This window comes from Agrobacterium sp. ES01, assembly GCF_050320885.1.
GTDB lineage: Bacteria > Pseudomonadota > Alphaproteobacteria > Rhizobiales > Rhizobiaceae > Allorhizobium.
The window spans coordinates 569,283-584,883 of sequence record NZ_JBNQTH010000003.1; the positions used below are offsets into that span (position 1 = coordinate 569,283).

Consider the following 15,601-nt stretch of genomic DNA (forward strand, 5'->3'; position numbering starts at 1 on the left):
GCGCCTTTTCGCTTTGAGAGACTTACAGGCCAACGAGAAACGGGTTGTTTCTCCGCTCATCCCCGATCCGCCCACCGGGGCCATGACCACAGATGAAGCCGACCTCGTCGCCAAGCGGAAGCACCTTGTCACGGATGGAATCCAGCAATTGCTGATGATTGCCGCCCGGTAGATCCGTTCGGCCGATCGAGCCACTGAACAGCACATCGCCAAGATGGGCAAAATTCTGCGCTTCGTTGAAGAAAATGACATGACCAGGCGCATGTCCCGGGCAATGGCGGACCTTGAATTCATGGGCTCCGAAAGACACGGTCTCCCCGTCTTCCAGCCAGCGATCCGGCGTCACATTGCGCAATTTCATCGGCACGCCAAAGCGGTTGGCCTGATCTTCCAGCCCTTGCAGGAGGGGCAAATCATCCTTGTGCGGTCCAATGATATCGACACCGAGTTCATCTCTGAGATCCGCGGCACCGCCGGCGTGATCGAGATGGCCGTGGGTCAGCCATATCGCAGCGATCTTGATGCCGTTTTCGGCGATAGTCTGCGTGATCACATCGACATCGCCGCCCGGATCGACAACGACGCCTTCCTTGGTGTCGCTGTCAAAGAGAATTGTGCAATTCTGCTGGAAGGGAGTGACGGGAATGATACCCGCCTGCAATTGGCTCATAAACGCCTCTGTTCCGCTGGAGTATAGTGTCGGGCACTCAGTGGCCCATTCCCAACATAGGCGGTTTCGCCAGCGTTTAAAGCCTTGGCTCTATTGAGCAGCCATGACCGTGGTATCGGTCCAGGCATGCGGCAAAAGGTTCAGATTGGCAATCAGTAAGCCGGCGATCAGCAGCTTGGCTGTCACAACAGCAATGAAGAGAGGCTTCAATCGCGCCTCGACCATGTTTTCCGACGTATTTTCGACAGCGTCCAATCGCATCATTTTTCCCTCTGCGAACTTGATTAGCCTCTCAACGCAGGCTTGCACCAACCTGTTCCCTCTCCCCGCAAACAAAAACCGTATTTCCGCCTTGATCGTTAACGTTCAAATGCGGGATAAGCGCCTTTTTGGGTGGCGTTTTGCCCGTTGTGTGCTTAGGTCATATGATGCGGATTTGTGCTCGCAAACACCAAAGCGAGACAATTCTGCGGTGATGATCGAGAAGGAATATCAGTGGAACGGCAGGCAGCGCTACGAACGGCGAAGAAGGATATTCCGGAGCTCCCGGTCGTCGACGACAAGTCGATTGATTTCGACACGATCGAAAAACTGTTCTTTGCCTATCGCGACTTCGTATCGGATCCCGATGCTATCCTGGCAAAGATCGGTTACGGCCGCGCCCACCACCGTGTTGTCTATTTCGTCAGCCGTCGGCCGGGCATGACGGTGGCAGATCTTCTGGGCATCCTGCAAATCACCAAACAGAGCCTCGCGCGCGTGCTCAAGGAACTGATCGATTCCGGCTATATCCGACAGATGGCCGGCCCTGCCGATCGCCGCCAACGCAGGCTTTACGCAACACTTGCAGGCCGGGAGCTGGCGCTGGCACTGTCACAGCCGCAATCCCGCCGGATAGAGGGTGCATTGCAAGAATTGACCCCCGAAATGCGCGAGGGCGTCAAACGCTTTCTCGATGGCATGAGCACGTCGACGGCGCTGCGGGACATAAGCAAGGACGTCTGAGATGACCAAATCCACCGCCATTGCAGATGATGCCGCCCATCTTCTCGTGGTGGACGACGATACCCGCATCCGTGACCTCCTCCACCGCTTCCTCACCGAAAAGGGCTTCCGCGTCACCACGGCGGCCGATGCAGCCGAAGCACGGCGCAAGCTCGAAGGGCTGAACTTCGATCTTCTGATACTGGACGTGATGATGCCGGGCGAATCCGGCATTTCGTTGACACAGAGCCTGTCGGGTGGAGAGACCCCGGTCATTCTGCTGACAGCCCGCGCCGAAGCCGAATCCCGTGTCGCCGGCCTCGAAGCCGGTGCCGATGACTACCTCGCCAAGCCCTTCGATCCCCGCGAACTGGTCTTGCGCATCAACAACATCCTCAAGCGCAATATCAATGCCGACGCGCCCAAAATCGAACAGGTCATGTTCGGCCCCTATACGTTCTCCATTCTACGCCGTGAGTTGAAGAAGGCATCCGACGTCATTCGTCTGACCGATCGCGAGCAGGAGATATTGTGGATATTCGCCACCAAGGCCGGCGAAACGATCCCGAGGCACGAATTGATCGGCAACGACGCAGATGTTGGCGAGCGCACCATCGATGTGCAGATCAACCGTCTGAGACGCAAGATCGAGGATGATCCGGCCAATCCGGTCTGGCTCCAGACGGTGCGGGGCATCGGCTATCGCCTGAGCATGGATTGATGTCACTCTTCGGCAAGCGCGAGCGACGACCAGGGAGCACTTTTGGGGGCTACCGCAATGACAGCCCAGGCGGCAGTCAACGAAAAGCCCGATAGTCTGCGCAACGAAAAGACGGTTCGCCAAAGTCGGAAACGAAGGAACGGATGGCCAGTTACGACCCGACACGACGCGACGAGCAAAGACCTCCAGCGAGAGGCTTGAAACGCGTCAACAAATGGATACGGCGGCAATTGCCGACCGGCCTGTTTGCGCGCTCGCTTCTCATCATCATCCTGCCGATCCTGATCCTCCAGACAGTTCTGACCTTCGTCTTCATGGAACGTCACTGGCAGATGGTCACGCAGCGGCTGTCCGCAGCTGTCACGCGCGACATCGCCGCCGTCATCGACATCATCGAGACCTACCCCGCTGACGATGGCTACAAGAACGTCATCCGCATCGCCCGCGACGATCTCGGCATGCAGATTTCAATTGAAGACGGGGGCACGCTGCCGCCGCCGCGGCCCAAACCCTTCTTTTCCATTCTGGACGAAATCCTGTCCGAACAGATCACCCAGCAGATCAAACGGCCCTACTGGATCAATACTGTCGGCGATTCCCGCCTGGTGGAAATCCGCATCCTTCTCGATGACAAGGTTCTTCGAGTCTTCGCTATCCGCAATCAGGCTTACGCCTCCAACAGCCACATATTTCTGGTCTGGATGATGAGTACGTCGCTGGTGCTGATTGTCATCTCCACTCTGTTCCTGCGCGGCCAGATCCGTCCGATCCTTGCCCTCGCAAGGGCTGCCGAAAACTTCGGCAAGGGACAGAAGGCGGAAAATTTCAGTCCGCGCGGAGCAGTCGAAATCCGTCGTGCCGGACTGGCCTTCATCCTCATGCGCGAACGCATCGAACGCCAGATGGAACAGCGGACCGCGATGCTGAGCGGTGTGAGCCACGACCTACGCACCATTCTGACCCGCTTCAAGCTGACATTGGCACTGGCCGGTGACAGTCCGGAGCTGGAAAATCTCAACCAGGATGTCGACGACATGCGCACCATGCTGGAAGGCTACTTGTCTTTCGCGCGCGGCGAGGCCGAGGAAGATGTTGGAGAAGTATCGCTGGCCGAGACACTTGAGCGTCTGCGTCCCGAATTCGATCTGCATGGCAAGACCTATTCCTACACCATGGAGGGGGACGACAAGCTGCAGGTCAGGCCGCAGGCCTTTGCTCGCCTCGTCGGAAATCTGGCCTCCAACGCGCGGCGCTACGCCGACACGTTGCAGGTCGACGCGCGCCATGGCGCCAAATGGCTGACCATCACCTTCGATGACAATGGTCCCGGAATAGCCAGGGAAAGCCGCGAAGAAGTCTTCAAGCCGTTCTTCCGTCTGGATGAGGCGCGCAATCTCGATGCCTCCGGAACCGGCCTCGGCCTCGCCATCGCCCGGGATATTGCCCGAAGCCATGGCGGCAACGTCACACTGTCCGACAGTCCTCTCGGCGGGCTAAGGGCAATCATTAGAATTCCGGCCTAAACCATACATGGAAAGAGAACCGCATGAACTGGCAGGAAATGCAGTGGCTCAACTCCCCACCTCGCCATGACGTGAAAGAGGGCACGCTAGCGCTGGAGACGGGACACGAAACCGATTTCTGGCAGAAGACCTATTATGGCTTCCAGCGCGACAATGGCCATTTTCTCCACGTCAGCCAGCAAGGCGAGTTCACCGCCGAGACCGCATTTACCGGCTGCTATGAAGCGCTTTATGATCAGGCGGGTCTCATGATCCGCAAAGACGCCATGAACTGGATGAAATGCGGAATCGAATATACCGACGGTGTTTGCCATTTCAGCACGGTCGTCACCACATCTGGCCAGTCGGACTGGTCTGCCTTTGAAATCGGCCACCAAAAGGGACCGCTCGGCGTCAAGGTCAGCCGGCTAGGTGAAAGCCTGTTTGTGCAATATCGAATGGAACCGGATAGTCAGTGGAAGATGGCGCGTCTCGCCTTTTTCCCGGCAGATATGGATCCAGTTGATGTCGGCATATTCGCCTGTTCACCGCAACGCGCAGGCTTCAAAGCCGGTTTTCACCACTTCTCGCTCAGAGGACCGGACAGTCGCGATATCCACTGACGCCTAGATCAGACGCTGCCCGTTCGGCACGGTCTTGTCAGTCGCCGCCAACACGATTGCACCGTGTTCATCGGCAAAGCCGAGTGTCAGCACCTCGGAGCGAAACGGACCAATCTGGCGCGGCGGAAAATTGACCACTGCCAGCACCTGACGCCCCACAAGTGTGTCGAGCGAATAGTGCACCGTAATCTGGGCGGAGGACTTCTTGATGCCAAGTTCCGGGCCGAAGTCGATCTTCAGCTTGAAAGCCGGCTTTCGTGCTTCCGGAAAGGGCAAGGCCTCGACAATGGTGCCGCTACGGATATCGACCTTCTCAAAATCATCGAAGGTGATCTGGGCGCCACTCTCGTTACCACCGCTCACTTGGCAAGCTCCTCGGCACGCTGCCTCGCCGCCTCGATCGCCTGATCGAACACCGGCTGCAGGCCCGATTGCGGATCCATCAAGACAGAAAGTGCCGCAGCGGTTGTGCCACCGGGCGAGGTCACGTTTTGACGCAGACGCGAAGCGTCATCGCGGGACTGGTGAAGAAGTTCACCAGCCCCAGCGACAGTTTCTCGTGCGAGGCGCATGGCGAGGTCCGCCTGCAGACCGGCTTTGCGGCCTGCTTCCGCCATGCACTCGACGAGATAGAAAACATAGGCCGGCCCACTGCCCGAAACGGCAGTGACGGCATTGATATCAGCTTCGGAATTGACCCATTCGACTGGCCCGGACACCTTGAGCAGACGATCGACCAGATCACGCTGGTCGTCACTCACCCGGTCGTTGGCATAGGCGCCGGTGATCCCGCGGCCAACCATTGCAGGAGTATTCGGCATGGCCCGCACCATACCCGCGTCCCCCAGATGCTCGCGCATCGCAGCCAGTGTCGTACCCGCAGCAACCGACACCACAACGGTTGAAGGTCCGACAAGCGATTTCAGAACGGGAAGGACATCGGCCATCATCTGCGGTTTGATGGCAAGAAAGAGAACATCGGCAACAAGCCCGGCGGGCGGAACAGGCACGGAGAGAGACCCCGCCTCGGCAATCATGGTCTGCATGGCGTCAGAAGGGCCAGGATCGATCACGGTGACGGATGCGCCTGGTACGCCATTTTTCAGCCATCCGGAGAGCATCGCGCCGCCCATATTGCCGGCACCGACGAGGACGACCTGGCCGATAGTGATCCCCCTCATGTCTCAGGCCTGTCCAACGGTCTCGAATAGCACCGCATCCATGGCGCTTTTGGCGTCCATGCCGGACCAGACAACGAACTGATACGCCTGGTAATAGGCCTCGCACGCTTCGACCGCACTGGACAGAAGAACTTCAACCTGTCGGTTGGTCGGTTCGGCACCGCCTGCAAGCAGCAGCGACTGGCGGAAGATGACGACATCTTCCTGCCGCCACAGGTCGAAATGCCCCATCAACACCTGACCATTGATCAAAGACAGAAGCTGGATCACTTCGTTGACCCGATTTTCGGGAACGCGAAGATCGAAGGCCGAAGCCAGATGGATCGCCTCGAACTCTTCCATCCAGGAGAAGGAGACGTGATAGTCCGCCCAATGCCCCTCGACAGTCATGGCGATTTCGTCTTCGCCGGAACGTTCGAACGACCAGTCGTTTGTCGCGGCGACAAATTCAATCATGTCGACCGGATTGGATTGGCGTTCGATATCTATGTCGATCAGGTTCATGCGGCACCTTTTTGACCGGAACGGAATGCGACGAAATGTGGTCCCACATATAACGCGCACAAACACAGCAACCGGAGAACTTCATTATAGACGATTGCCGATGGAGCTTCAGGATAAACTATAGACCCTGTCTGAAACTTACGACGCCCCGTTTCGAATCATCATTTAAAATCAGTCTATAATGGACACTCACCTGTGCCAGCCCTGTTTCGTTGAATAACCGAACAGCGCTGTGGAAAGCTTTTCTCGCGATGCACTACCAAGCGACGGTAACTGACTCTGTGCGCTTGTTTTTTCGACTCTGACCGGCATGTGGACAACCATCGAAATTAGTTGATGAAAATGATTGCAGTGCGGACGGGCGCGGAGATCTCATTTTCAGGTTGCCGGTGCCGCAAGTTCCACCTGGCCCAGGTCCGATTTCAGCGGATCGGCAACGAAAAACCCCGCGCTTTGGGCAAGCGCGGGGCGATAGGATACGTCAGCAGATCAAGGCGGGCGTCACTTTGTCGACCGCTTTGCCTCAAGCGCCTCGATTCGAGCTTTCAACGCTTCGTTTTCGTCCCGCGCCATGATCGCCATGTCTCGAACGGCCTCGAATTCTTCCCGCTTGACCAGATCCATGGAGTTGAGCCAGCGCTCTGCCTGAGCCTGAAAGGCGGTCTCGACCTCCTTGCGGACACCCTGTGCGGCGCCGGCTGCGTCAGTCATCAGCTTTGCGAATTCATCCATGATGCGGTTCGGTCCGGTTGACATCGGCTCGGCTCCCTTTTCCAAGATCGGCCCTTAAGGCTTCGATGATCGATGATACTCGATTTGAGGTAGGGTTTCATGACATTGGATGCAAGTATTTTTCGCTCATCCCCCCTCTTTGCCGCAGCGGAAGAATGTCGCCAAGGATGGCCCATTCTCCTGCCTTCAAGATTCCATCTTGACCGGTAATTGTCCCGCCGTCATGTTCCGCCCGATCAACCGAAAGCAAAAACTTGCCGACAGCCGCTGAACTCCTCGCCATCCTGCCCTATCCCGATATCGATCCGATTGCCGTATCGATCGGCCCGCTCGCCATCCATTGGTACGGTATAGCCTATGTCGTTGGCATCATGCTCGCATGGTGGCTCTCACGGCGAATGATTGAGAATCGCGGCCTGTGGAAGGATGGAATAGCGCCGGTCAATGCCAGCCATCTGGACGACTTCATTCTGTGGGCCGCAGCCGGCGTCGTTCTGGGCGGACGCATCGGCTATATCCTGTTCTACGATAGCGCAGCGGTCATGGAAGACCCTATGCGGGCCTTGCGCATCTGGAATGGCGGCATGTCCTTCCATGGAGGATTTATAGGCGCGACCCTCGCAATGATCATTTTTGCCCGGCGTAACGGCATTGCCGTCTGGAGCATGTTCGATCTGATCGCAAGCGTGGTACCGATCGGTCTCTTCCTCGGTCGCATTGCCAATTTCATCAATGGCGAGCTGTGGGGACGTCCGACAGATGTCCCGTGGGCCTTTGTTTTTCCGACGGGCGGACCATTCGCCCGCCACCCGAGCCAGCTCTATGAAGCACTGCTGGAAGGCGTCCTTGTCTTCATTGTGTTGCAATTGGCCGCGCGACGTTTCGGTGCATTAAAGAAGCCCGGTCTTGTCACAGCCATTTTTGCACTGCTTTATGCAGGTTCGAGAATGTTTGTAGAGTTTTTCCGAGAGCCGGATCCGCAACTTGGCTATCTGGCGGGAGGCTGGCTGACAATGGGAATGATACTGTCCCTGCCGATGGCGATCATCGGCCTGCTGGTTCTCCTCCGTGCCTTGCGCTCCGGTGACCGATAATCAGGAATGACGAGGCGCCCACATTGACCACAGCGCTCGCCACGAGAATCAAGTCGATGATCCGGACCGGCGGTCCGATCAGCGTCACGGACTATTTTTCGCTATGCCTGGCCGATCCGGAGAACGGCTATTACAAGACCCGCAATCCCTTCGGCATAGAAGGCGATTTCATCACAGCGCCTGAAGTGAGCCAGTTGTTCGGTGAAATGATCGGCGTCTTCATCATCCACGCATGGCAGACCCATGATTCGCCAGAGGCGGTTCGTCTTGTGGAGATCGGTCCCGGGCGCGGCACGATGATGTCGGACATCTTGCGGGTCATCGCGCGCCTTGCACCGTCCCTTTATGACAGCATGTCAGCCCATCTGGTGGAGACCAGCGAGCGGCTGCAGGCGATCCAGAAGCAGACATTGGCGCCTTACTCCGCCAAGACCGATTGGCATGTCGCCTTCGACGAGGTGCCTGAGGGCTTCACCCTCATCGTCGCCAACGAACTCTTCGACGCCATTCCAATCCGCCAATGGGTCAAGACGCCGCGCGGATTCCGCGAGCGTATGGTCGGCCTCGATCCGGACGATAATCTGGTTTTCGTCGCAGGTGTTGCAACCATCGACCCGGAACTTTTGCCCGACGACAGCGACGGCATGCCGGAAGGCACGATCTTCGAGACGTCGCCTGCAAGGATCGCCGTACTCGATGTGATCTGCCAGCGGCTGCTCACAGAAGGCGGAACCGCACTGATCGTGGATTATGGTCACATGGTCACAGGCTTCGGCGACACATTGCAGGCGGTGCTTGCCCATCAGTTTGATCCACCGCTTGCCCATCCCGGCATGGCCGACCTCACCAGTCATGTCGACTTCGAACAACTGGCGTTGGCTGCCCGTGCCCTCGGCGTTGCCATAACAGGCTGCATGTTCCAGGGCGATTTCCTGCGGGGCCTTGGCATCGAACAACGCGCAATGACCTTGTCCAAGGACAAGCCTCCGGAAGTGCAGGCCGACGTTCGAGTGGCGCTGGATCGGTTGATCAGCGGAGGCGAAGGTCGCATGGGCGAACTGTTTAAGGTGCTCGCAATTTCAAGCCCGCCAAGGCGGCTCGCCCCGTTCAAGGCCATGGATTGACAGAGCCCCTCGCGCTTGACACCATCCGCGCGCTGATGACGTCGCAGCCCTGAAGGAAACGCGACCGCCCCGGAAAACAACGGCGGCGCGCAACAGAATCACCTCCGAAAAGCCCAGAAACGGACACCCATGCAGGATCAAGCTTTGCCAGAGCCGATCGAAAGCCCTTTCCTCGCCGATAGCGCAGGTCCGATACGCCACGGCTTTTTTACGCGTGCAGGCGGTGTGTCCGAAGGCATCTACAAAGGTTTGAATGTTGGCCTTGGTTCGAATGACGACCAGTCCAGAGTGATGGAGAACCGCGCCCGCGTGGCCAACTGGTTTTCGGCCCCCGCGGCAAAACTCGCCACGGTTAACCAGGTCCATTCGGCAGATGCGATCACGGTGGGCCGTGACTACGATGGCGCGCGGCCCAGCGCAGATGCCCTGGTCACCAATGAACCGGGCGTCGTGCTTGGTGTGCTGGCGGCGGACTGCGGGCCTGTGCTGTTTACCGACAGTGAGGCCGGCGTCATTGGTGCCGCCCATGCCGGCTGGAAGGGCGCGCTCAACGGCGTGCTCGAAAACACCATTGATGCCATGGTCGCCCTTGGTGCCAGACGCAACGCCATTCGCGCTACGCTTGGCCCATCGATCAGTGTTAAAAATTATGAAGTCGGCCCGGAATTCGTCGAGCGCTTTCGAGCTTACGACCCTTCCTATGACCGATTTTTCACCCCCTCCGCACGGTCAGGCCACATGATGTTTGACTTGCCGGCCCTGACTGTCGCCCGCCTTGAAGAGGCCGGTGTCCAGGCAGGCAGCCTAGGCCTTTGCACCTATGCCGATGCGGATCGTTTCTATTCCTATCGCCGCATGACCCATGCAGGAGAGTCCGACTACGGTCGGCAGATCTCGGCGATCGCCATTATGGAGGAGTAACATGGCCCCGCTTTTCACACCGACAGAATACAGCGCCCGGGTCGACCGCCTGACGCAGCAGATGCGCGAGGAAAAGCTCGACGCCATGCTGCTGTTTGCTCAGGAAAGCATGTACTGGCTGACCGGCTACGACACCTTTGGCTTCTGCTTTTTCCAGTCACTCGTCGTCAAGGCTGACGGCTCGATGTCTCTCCTCACCCGCTCGCCAGACCTGCGTCAGGCACGGCACACCTCGACAATTGAAAACGTCGTTGTGTGGATGGACCGCGTCAACGCCGATCCAACGGTGGACTTGAAGAACCTGCTGAGCGATCTCGACCTGCTCGGTGCCCGCATCGGGATCGAATACGACACGCACGGCTTGACCGGCGCGATGACCCGCAAGCTCGACAACCAGCTCATGAGCTTCGCCGAGACGAGCGACGCGTCCTACCTCGTGAGCCGTCTGCGGTTGATCAAGAGCCCTGCCGAAATCGCCCATGTCCGGCGCGCAGCCGAACTGGCTGATGATGCGCTCGATGCAGCGCTGCCCTTTATCGGAGCAGGTGCAAACGAATCGGAAATTCTGGCGGCCATGCAGGGCGCCGTCCTTGCCGGCGGAGGTGACTACCCTGCCAATGAATTCGTCATCGGTTCGGGTGAAGACGCCCTTCTTTGCCGCTACAAGTCGGGACGTCGCGTTCTCGACGAAAAAGATCAGCTGACGCTCGAATGGGCAGGAGTGTCGGCGCATTATCATGCCGCCATGATGCGCACCCTGACCATCGGCGAACCATCCGCACGCCATAAGGAACTCTTCAACGCCTGCCTGGAAGGCCTGAAGGCGATCGAACCCATCCTCATTCCGGGCAACACTTTCGGCGATGTTTTCGACGCTCATGCACGGGTCATGGACGAACGCGGCCTGACACGGCATCGGCTGAACGCCTGCGGCTACTCGCTCGGCGCAAGGTTCTCTCCGTCCTGGATGGAGCATCAGATGTTCCATATGGGCAATCCGCAGCCCATCCTCCCGGACATGACGCTCTTCGTACACATCATCGTGGCCGATTCGGAACGCTCCACGGCCATGACGCTCGGTCACACCTATCTGACCACAGAAGGGGCACCGGAAGCGCTGTCACGTCATCCCCTGGAGCTTATCACCCGCTAATCGCACCCTTCGGACTTTGCGGAATTGACAGGCTTTGCGCTCAAACGACATAAAATACCAGGACGGTGCGGCACAGGCGGAAGGAAAGCAGGCGTGAGAAAACTGAGGTTCCTCATCCCAATTCTGTTGCCGGCAGCATTGCTTGCCGGCTGCAATACGCCAGAAGCCCTGATCCCCCGTGCCGATGTCGGCAACGCAGACAGTCAGACGACAGCCGCGGCACCGGAATACGGCGATGGCGGCGCGCAGGCGTCAAACGTCTATGCGCAGCCGGCAGCGCAACAGAGCTATTCTCAGCCGCCACAAAACACGCTGGAAGCGCAGGCACAGGCTCTGGCCGCCGGACAGACCACCGGAACACCGCCGGCCGGCACGCCACGGCGGACTACACCTTCCGCGCAACAGCCCTTGCCGCCTCCGGTGACAAGCCAGCCGCCCGCTCAGCAGCAGCAGGTTGCCGCTGCAAGCCCGGCAACTGTCGCAGACACAATCCGTTTCTTGCCGATCATCGGCGCCCCAGTCGAAGCCGTCACACCGCTTTCGCGCCAACTGGGATCGGAGGCACGTGCCCATGGATTATCGATCAAGGGCTCATCGGATCCCTCGACCCGCCATATCCTGAAGGGGTATTTCTCGGCCTTTGCCGATGGCGGCAATGTCAATGTGGTCTATGTCTGGGATGTCCTCGATGGTAGCGGCGCGCGCCTTCACCGTATTCAGGGTCAGCAAAGCGTCCGCTCCAGCGCCACCGATCCATGGGCTGGCGTGCCCGCATCTGTCATGCAGCAGATTGGCACCAATACCATCGCGGAATATCTCGCCTGGAAGCAGTCTACCAACGGCTGAGACAGACCGGATAAGCCGCACATGAGCGGACTTGGCACAGCTTTCAGTCCGCCTCTCTGCCGAATGCACGTTAATCTAGTCACAGACTTTTCACGAAAAACTACCTCAACGTGATCATGGCGCTTGCATTCGAAGTCAAGGTAGCTAAAAAGCGCCCATCAGCACGGAAACAGGCGGACCAAAATGAAGGTTTTCGCAGGAAACTCAAGTCGACAACTCGCCGAGTCCATCTGCAATTATCTCAACGTTCCACTCGGCAAAGCCACAGTCAGGCGCTTTGCAGACCAGGAAATATTCGTTGAAATTCAGGAAAACGTACGCGGTCAGGATATCTTCGTCATCCAGTCCACGTCCTATCCGGCAAACGATCACCTGATGGAACTTCTCATCATGATCGACGCCTTCCGCCGCTCCTCGGCACGCCGCATCACTGCCGTGCTTCCCTATTTCGGTTATGCCCGCCAGGATCGCCGCGCCTCCGGCCGCACGCCCATCTCGGCAAAACTCGTATCCAACCTGATCACAGAAGCCGGTGCAGATCGCGTATTGACGCTCGACCTGCATGCCGGCCAGATTCAGGGCTTCTTCGACATCCCGACAGACAACCTGTTCGCCGTGCCTGTACTGGCCCGTGACGTCAAGGAACACTACGACCTCAAGAATGTCGTTGTCGTTTCGCCAGACGTTGGTGGTGTGGTGCGTGCCCGTTCGCTTGCCAAGCGTCTCGACGGCCAGTTGGCCATCGTCGACAAGCGTCGCGATCGTCCAGGTGAATCTGAGGTGATGAATATCATCGGCGACGTCGCCGGCAAGGACTGTATCCTGATCGACGACATCGTCGATTCCGGTGGAACGCTCTGCAACGCAGCAGAAGCACTGTTGAAGAACGGTGCGACCAGCGTCACGGCCTATATCACGCACGGCGTTCTCTCAGGCGGCGCGGTTGCCCGTGTTACCTCGTCGAAACTGCGTGAACTGGTGATCACAGACTCCATCCAGCCAACCACGGCGGTGCAGTCAGCGCACAATATTCGCGTTCTTTCGGTCGGCAGTCTCCTGGGCGAAGCAATCAACCGCACCAGTGCCGAGGAATCGGTATCAAGCCTGTTCGACTGAACAATTCGGATCACCTCGTAGGTATTATGCAACCTACTTAACAGTCCTGAAAGTAATTTGACTGAAACTCCCGGCATATTTATTGCCTGGAGGGGTCATGTTATGTCGGGTAAGTCATTACAAACTAACAAATTTTCAGCACTTTCGTCGGTCAAGGCGAAATTCGCGGGCCTGGTGATCGGAGCCACACTGGTCTCCTGCCTCGCTGTCAGCCTGATCAGCTATCAGATTGGCAAGGATGGCCTGATTGAGGCGAGCAAGCTGCGTCTCGACGCCGTCGCCGCCAACCAGAGCAAGTCGCTGCTCGGCTACAACAAGCGCATCGACCAGATGATCAGCGAAATTGCGCAAAACTCGGTAATCGGTGAGACTGCCGATTCCGGCGCCAATCTTCTGAGTATTGACAAGGCCGCCATTCAGGCCGCTTTTCAGGACAAGTCGAAGAGCATCGAAGAGCGTGCAGCCTATACTGGCGCAGATCAAAAGATCCTCTACGGCGTCCGTCATAGTGCCATTCACGGCATTCTGGCCAGCGCGCGCAAGAATGCCAATATCAGCGATATCTATGTCATCGATCTGAACGGCACCTTTGTCTACACCGTCATCAAGGGTGACGAGTTTACATCCAACATCTCCGATCCTCAGAATGCTGAACTCAAGTCCTTCTACGACCAGGTCGACAAGGGCGCAGACGATCAGATCCACAATTCGGGTTTCATCAAATTCAAGACTGAAGATGGTGACATCTCCGCCTTTGTGGGCAAGCCTCTGGCCGTCTCTGTGTGGGGACAAACGGTCAAGCGCGGCGTCATCATGGTGCGCGTCTCTGCAAACAAACTGTCCGAAATGGTGGCACCGGACGGTCTGGGCACCACGATCAGTGAGGCCTTCCTGTTGTCTGCCGATGGCACTTTGCGCAGCGGAACCGTCGGCGCAGGTGGTATAGCCTCGGCCCTGACAGATGCCGCAAAATCGGGCCAGAAGGGTTCAGTCTTCGCAGCGGCTGGCGATCACCGCAATTTCTACTCCTACATGCCCGTCGACCTCTTCGGTGAGCGTCACTTGCTCGTCATCGGCCAGCAGGAAAGCGAAATCCTTGCCTCCGCCAATGATCTGGCTTTCTGGGCCTTCTTCGCAACACTTGCCGTCCTCGCCTGCATGGGCACCGTCGGTGTGTTCGTATCCTCAAGCCTCACACGTCCTCTGGTCGACCTCGCCGACCTGATGAACCGTCTGAACAATGGCGAGAAGGACATCGACATCAAGGCCGTTACCCGCAAGGACGAAATCGGCACGATGGCGCGCGCACTGGAATCCTTCCGTCAAAGCGCACTCGACAAGGATCGCATCGAAGAGCAGGCGGAAGCGCGCGGTCACGAGATCGAAGAAGAGCGTCAGCAGCGCGACGCTGAGAAGGCCAGAAGCGCACAGGAACTCGAAGAAGCCGTCTCTGCGCTCGCAACCGGCCTTCAGAACCTGTCCAAGGGCAAGCTCGACCTTCGCATCGATCGCCCCTTCGTGCCGTCCCTCGATCATCTGCGCCTCGACTTCAATCAGTCGGTGGAACAGCTGGAATCGACCATCCGCACGATTACCAGCAGCGCCGACACGATCCGCGGCGGTTCTGCCAATCTTCGAAGCGCATCGGAAGACCTCGCCCATCGCACGGAGCGCCAGGCAGCCTCGCTCGAGGAAGCAGCGGCAGCACTTGGCGAGATGACAGACCTCGTGGGCAACTCGCTCAAGCGTTGCGAGACAGCTGTCGAAGTCACCGCGGATACGCTTTCGGGTGCAAACGCCTCCTCGTCTGTGGTCAACGAAGCGATCGTCGCCATGGAGCGCATTGAAAGCTCGTCCTCCAAGATCCGCCAGATCATCGATGTGATCGACCAGATCGCTTTCCAGACAAACCTGCTGGCACTCAACGCTGGCGTGGAAGCTGCGCGTGCTGGCGAAGCCGGCAAGGGCTTTGCGGTTGTCGCTCAGGAAGTCCGCGAACTGGCCCAGCGGTCATCCGCCGCTGCACGCGACATCAGCCAGTTGATCAACACCTCGACCAAGGATGTTGAAGGCGGCGTGGCACTGGTGCTGAAGACGGGTGAAAGCCTGCACCTGATCGAGGACAATATCGCCCTGATCAACGACCATATTGGCGCCATTGCAACAGCCGCCCGCGATCAGTCCACGCGCCTGGGTGAAATCAACTCCTCGGTCAACGAACTCGATCAGGTCACCCAGCAGAACGCGGCCATGGTGGAAGAAACGACCGCTTCCGCCTTTGCCCTGTCGAGCGAGGCTGATGCCCTCAACGAGCAGGTCGGCATCTTCTCGGTCAGCGGCGCCTCGCCACAAGCGGCATCCCGTCGAGCCGCCTGAGCCGTCACCAAAACCAAACAGGTTGAACCCCGCGATGACCGAACCGGTATCGCG

Annotated in this window: 17 protein-coding genes; 11 read left to right on the top strand and 6 right to left on the bottom strand. The window is 58.2% G+C overall.

What is annotated here, in order from left to right:
* Nucleotides 1-22: 22 nt before the first annotated feature.
* Nucleotides 23-670 carry an MBL fold metallo-hydrolase gene (locus tag ACQQ2Q_RS11955; protein ID WP_428187285.1) on the bottom strand — a complete coding sequence of 216 codons (648 nt, stop codon included), beginning with the start codon at nt 668-670 and terminating at the stop codon, nt 23-25.
* A 90-nt stretch (nt 671-760) separates the two neighbouring features.
* Entirely contained in the window at nt 761-934 is a 174-nt protein-coding gene (locus tag ACQQ2Q_RS11960; protein ID WP_428187286.1) for a hypothetical protein, read from the bottom strand.
* Nucleotides 935-1,165: 231 nt separating this feature from the next.
* On the opposite strand from ACQQ2Q_RS11960, the gene ACQQ2Q_RS11965 reads away from it, so the two are divergent.
* The 4 genes from ACQQ2Q_RS11965 (at nt 1,166) to ACQQ2Q_RS11980 (ending at nt 4,500) form a co-directional block, all read left to right on the top strand.
* Nucleotides 1,166-1,675 carry a MarR family winged helix-turn-helix transcriptional regulator gene (locus ACQQ2Q_RS11965; RefSeq protein WP_428187287.1) on the top strand — a complete coding sequence of 170 codons (510 nt, stop codon included), beginning with the start codon at nt 1,166-1,168 and terminating at the stop codon, nt 1,673-1,675.
* Between the two features lies 1 nt (nt 1,676).
* The gene (locus tag ACQQ2Q_RS11970) at nt 1,677-2,375 is read left to right on the top strand and encodes a response regulator (RefSeq protein ID WP_428187288.1); all 699 of its coding nucleotides are present in this window, start codon (nt 1,677-1,679) and stop codon (nt 2,373-2,375) included.
* A 143-nt stretch (nt 2,376-2,518) separates the two neighbouring features.
* Nucleotides 2,519-3,898 carry an ATP-binding protein gene (locus ACQQ2Q_RS11975; protein ID WP_428187289.1) on the top strand — a complete coding sequence of 460 codons (1,380 nt, stop codon included), beginning with the start codon at nt 2,519-2,521 and terminating at the stop codon, nt 3,896-3,898.
* 23 nt (nt 3,899-3,921) lie between these two features.
* On the top strand, nt 3,922-4,500 hold the full coding sequence (locus ACQQ2Q_RS11980) for a DUF1349 domain-containing protein (RefSeq protein WP_428187290.1): 579 nt from the start codon (nt 3,922-3,924) through the stop codon (nt 4,498-4,500).
* Between the two features lie 3 nt (nt 4,501-4,503).
* On the opposite strand, the gene ACQQ2Q_RS11985 is transcribed toward ACQQ2Q_RS11980, so the two are convergent.
* The 4 genes from ACQQ2Q_RS11985 to ACQQ2Q_RS12000 form a co-directional block, all read right to left on the bottom strand.
* Nucleotides 4,504-4,863: a tRNA-binding protein gene (locus ACQQ2Q_RS11985; protein ID WP_428187291.1), complete on the bottom strand. Its 360-nt coding sequence runs from the start codon at nt 4,861-4,863 to the stop codon at nt 4,504-4,506.
* Nucleotides 4,860-5,681, bottom strand: a complete 822-nt coding sequence (gene proC, locus ACQQ2Q_RS11990) for a pyrroline-5-carboxylate reductase (protein WP_428187292.1) — start codon at nt 5,679-5,681, stop codon at nt 4,860-4,862. Before proC ends, ACQQ2Q_RS11985 begins: the two co-directional genes overlap by 4 nt.
* 3 nt (nt 5,682-5,684) lie before the next feature.
* Complete coding sequence (locus tag ACQQ2Q_RS11995) at nt 5,685-6,185, bottom strand: YbjN domain-containing protein (protein WP_428187293.1); 501 nt, start codon at nt 6,183-6,185, stop codon at nt 5,685-5,687.
* Between the two features lie 501 nt (nt 6,186-6,686).
* Nucleotides 6,687-6,941, bottom strand: coding sequence for an accessory factor UbiK family protein (locus ACQQ2Q_RS12000; RefSeq protein ID WP_428187294.1), 255 nt, complete (start codon nt 6,939-6,941; stop codon nt 6,687-6,689).
* Between the two features lie 230 nt (nt 6,942-7,171).
* Between ACQQ2Q_RS12000 and lgt the strand changes: the two genes are divergently transcribed.
* From lgt to ACQQ2Q_RS12035, 7 genes are all read left to right on the top strand, one after another.
* The gene (lgt, locus tag ACQQ2Q_RS12005) at nt 7,172-8,011 is read left to right on the top strand and encodes a prolipoprotein diacylglyceryl transferase (protein WP_428187295.1); all 840 of its coding nucleotides are present in this window, start codon (nt 7,172-7,174) and stop codon (nt 8,009-8,011) included.
* Nucleotides 8,012-8,034: 23 nt separating this feature from the next.
* On the top strand, nt 8,035-9,135 hold the full coding sequence (locus tag ACQQ2Q_RS12010) for a class I SAM-dependent methyltransferase (protein WP_428187296.1): 1,101 nt from the start codon (nt 8,035-8,037) through the stop codon (nt 9,133-9,135).
* 129 nt (nt 9,136-9,264) lie between these two features.
* A complete protein-coding gene (gene pgeF, locus ACQQ2Q_RS12015; protein ID WP_428187297.1) occupies nt 9,265-10,056 on the top strand; it encodes a peptidoglycan editing factor PgeF in 792 nt (263 codons plus the stop codon).
* A 1-nt stretch (nt 10,057) separates the two neighbouring features.
* The gene (locus ACQQ2Q_RS12020; protein WP_428187298.1) at nt 10,058-11,209 is read left to right on the top strand and encodes a M24 family metallopeptidase; all 1,152 of its coding nucleotides are present in this window, start codon (nt 10,058-10,060) and stop codon (nt 11,207-11,209) included.
* A 93-nt stretch (nt 11,210-11,302) separates the two neighbouring features.
* On the top strand, nt 11,303-12,055 hold the full coding sequence (locus ACQQ2Q_RS12025) for a hypothetical protein (RefSeq protein WP_428187299.1): 753 nt from the start codon (nt 11,303-11,305) through the stop codon (nt 12,053-12,055).
* 183 nt (nt 12,056-12,238) lie between these two features.
* On the top strand, nt 12,239-13,171 hold the full coding sequence (locus ACQQ2Q_RS12030; protein WP_428187300.1) for a ribose-phosphate pyrophosphokinase: 933 nt from the start codon (nt 12,239-12,241) through the stop codon (nt 13,169-13,171).
* Between the two features lie 102 nt (nt 13,172-13,273).
* Nucleotides 13,274-15,547 carry a methyl-accepting chemotaxis protein gene (locus ACQQ2Q_RS12035; RefSeq protein ID WP_428187301.1) on the top strand — a complete coding sequence of 758 codons (2,274 nt, stop codon included), beginning with the start codon at nt 13,274-13,276 and terminating at the stop codon, nt 15,545-15,547.
* Nucleotides 15,548-15,601 lie beyond the last annotated feature (54 nt).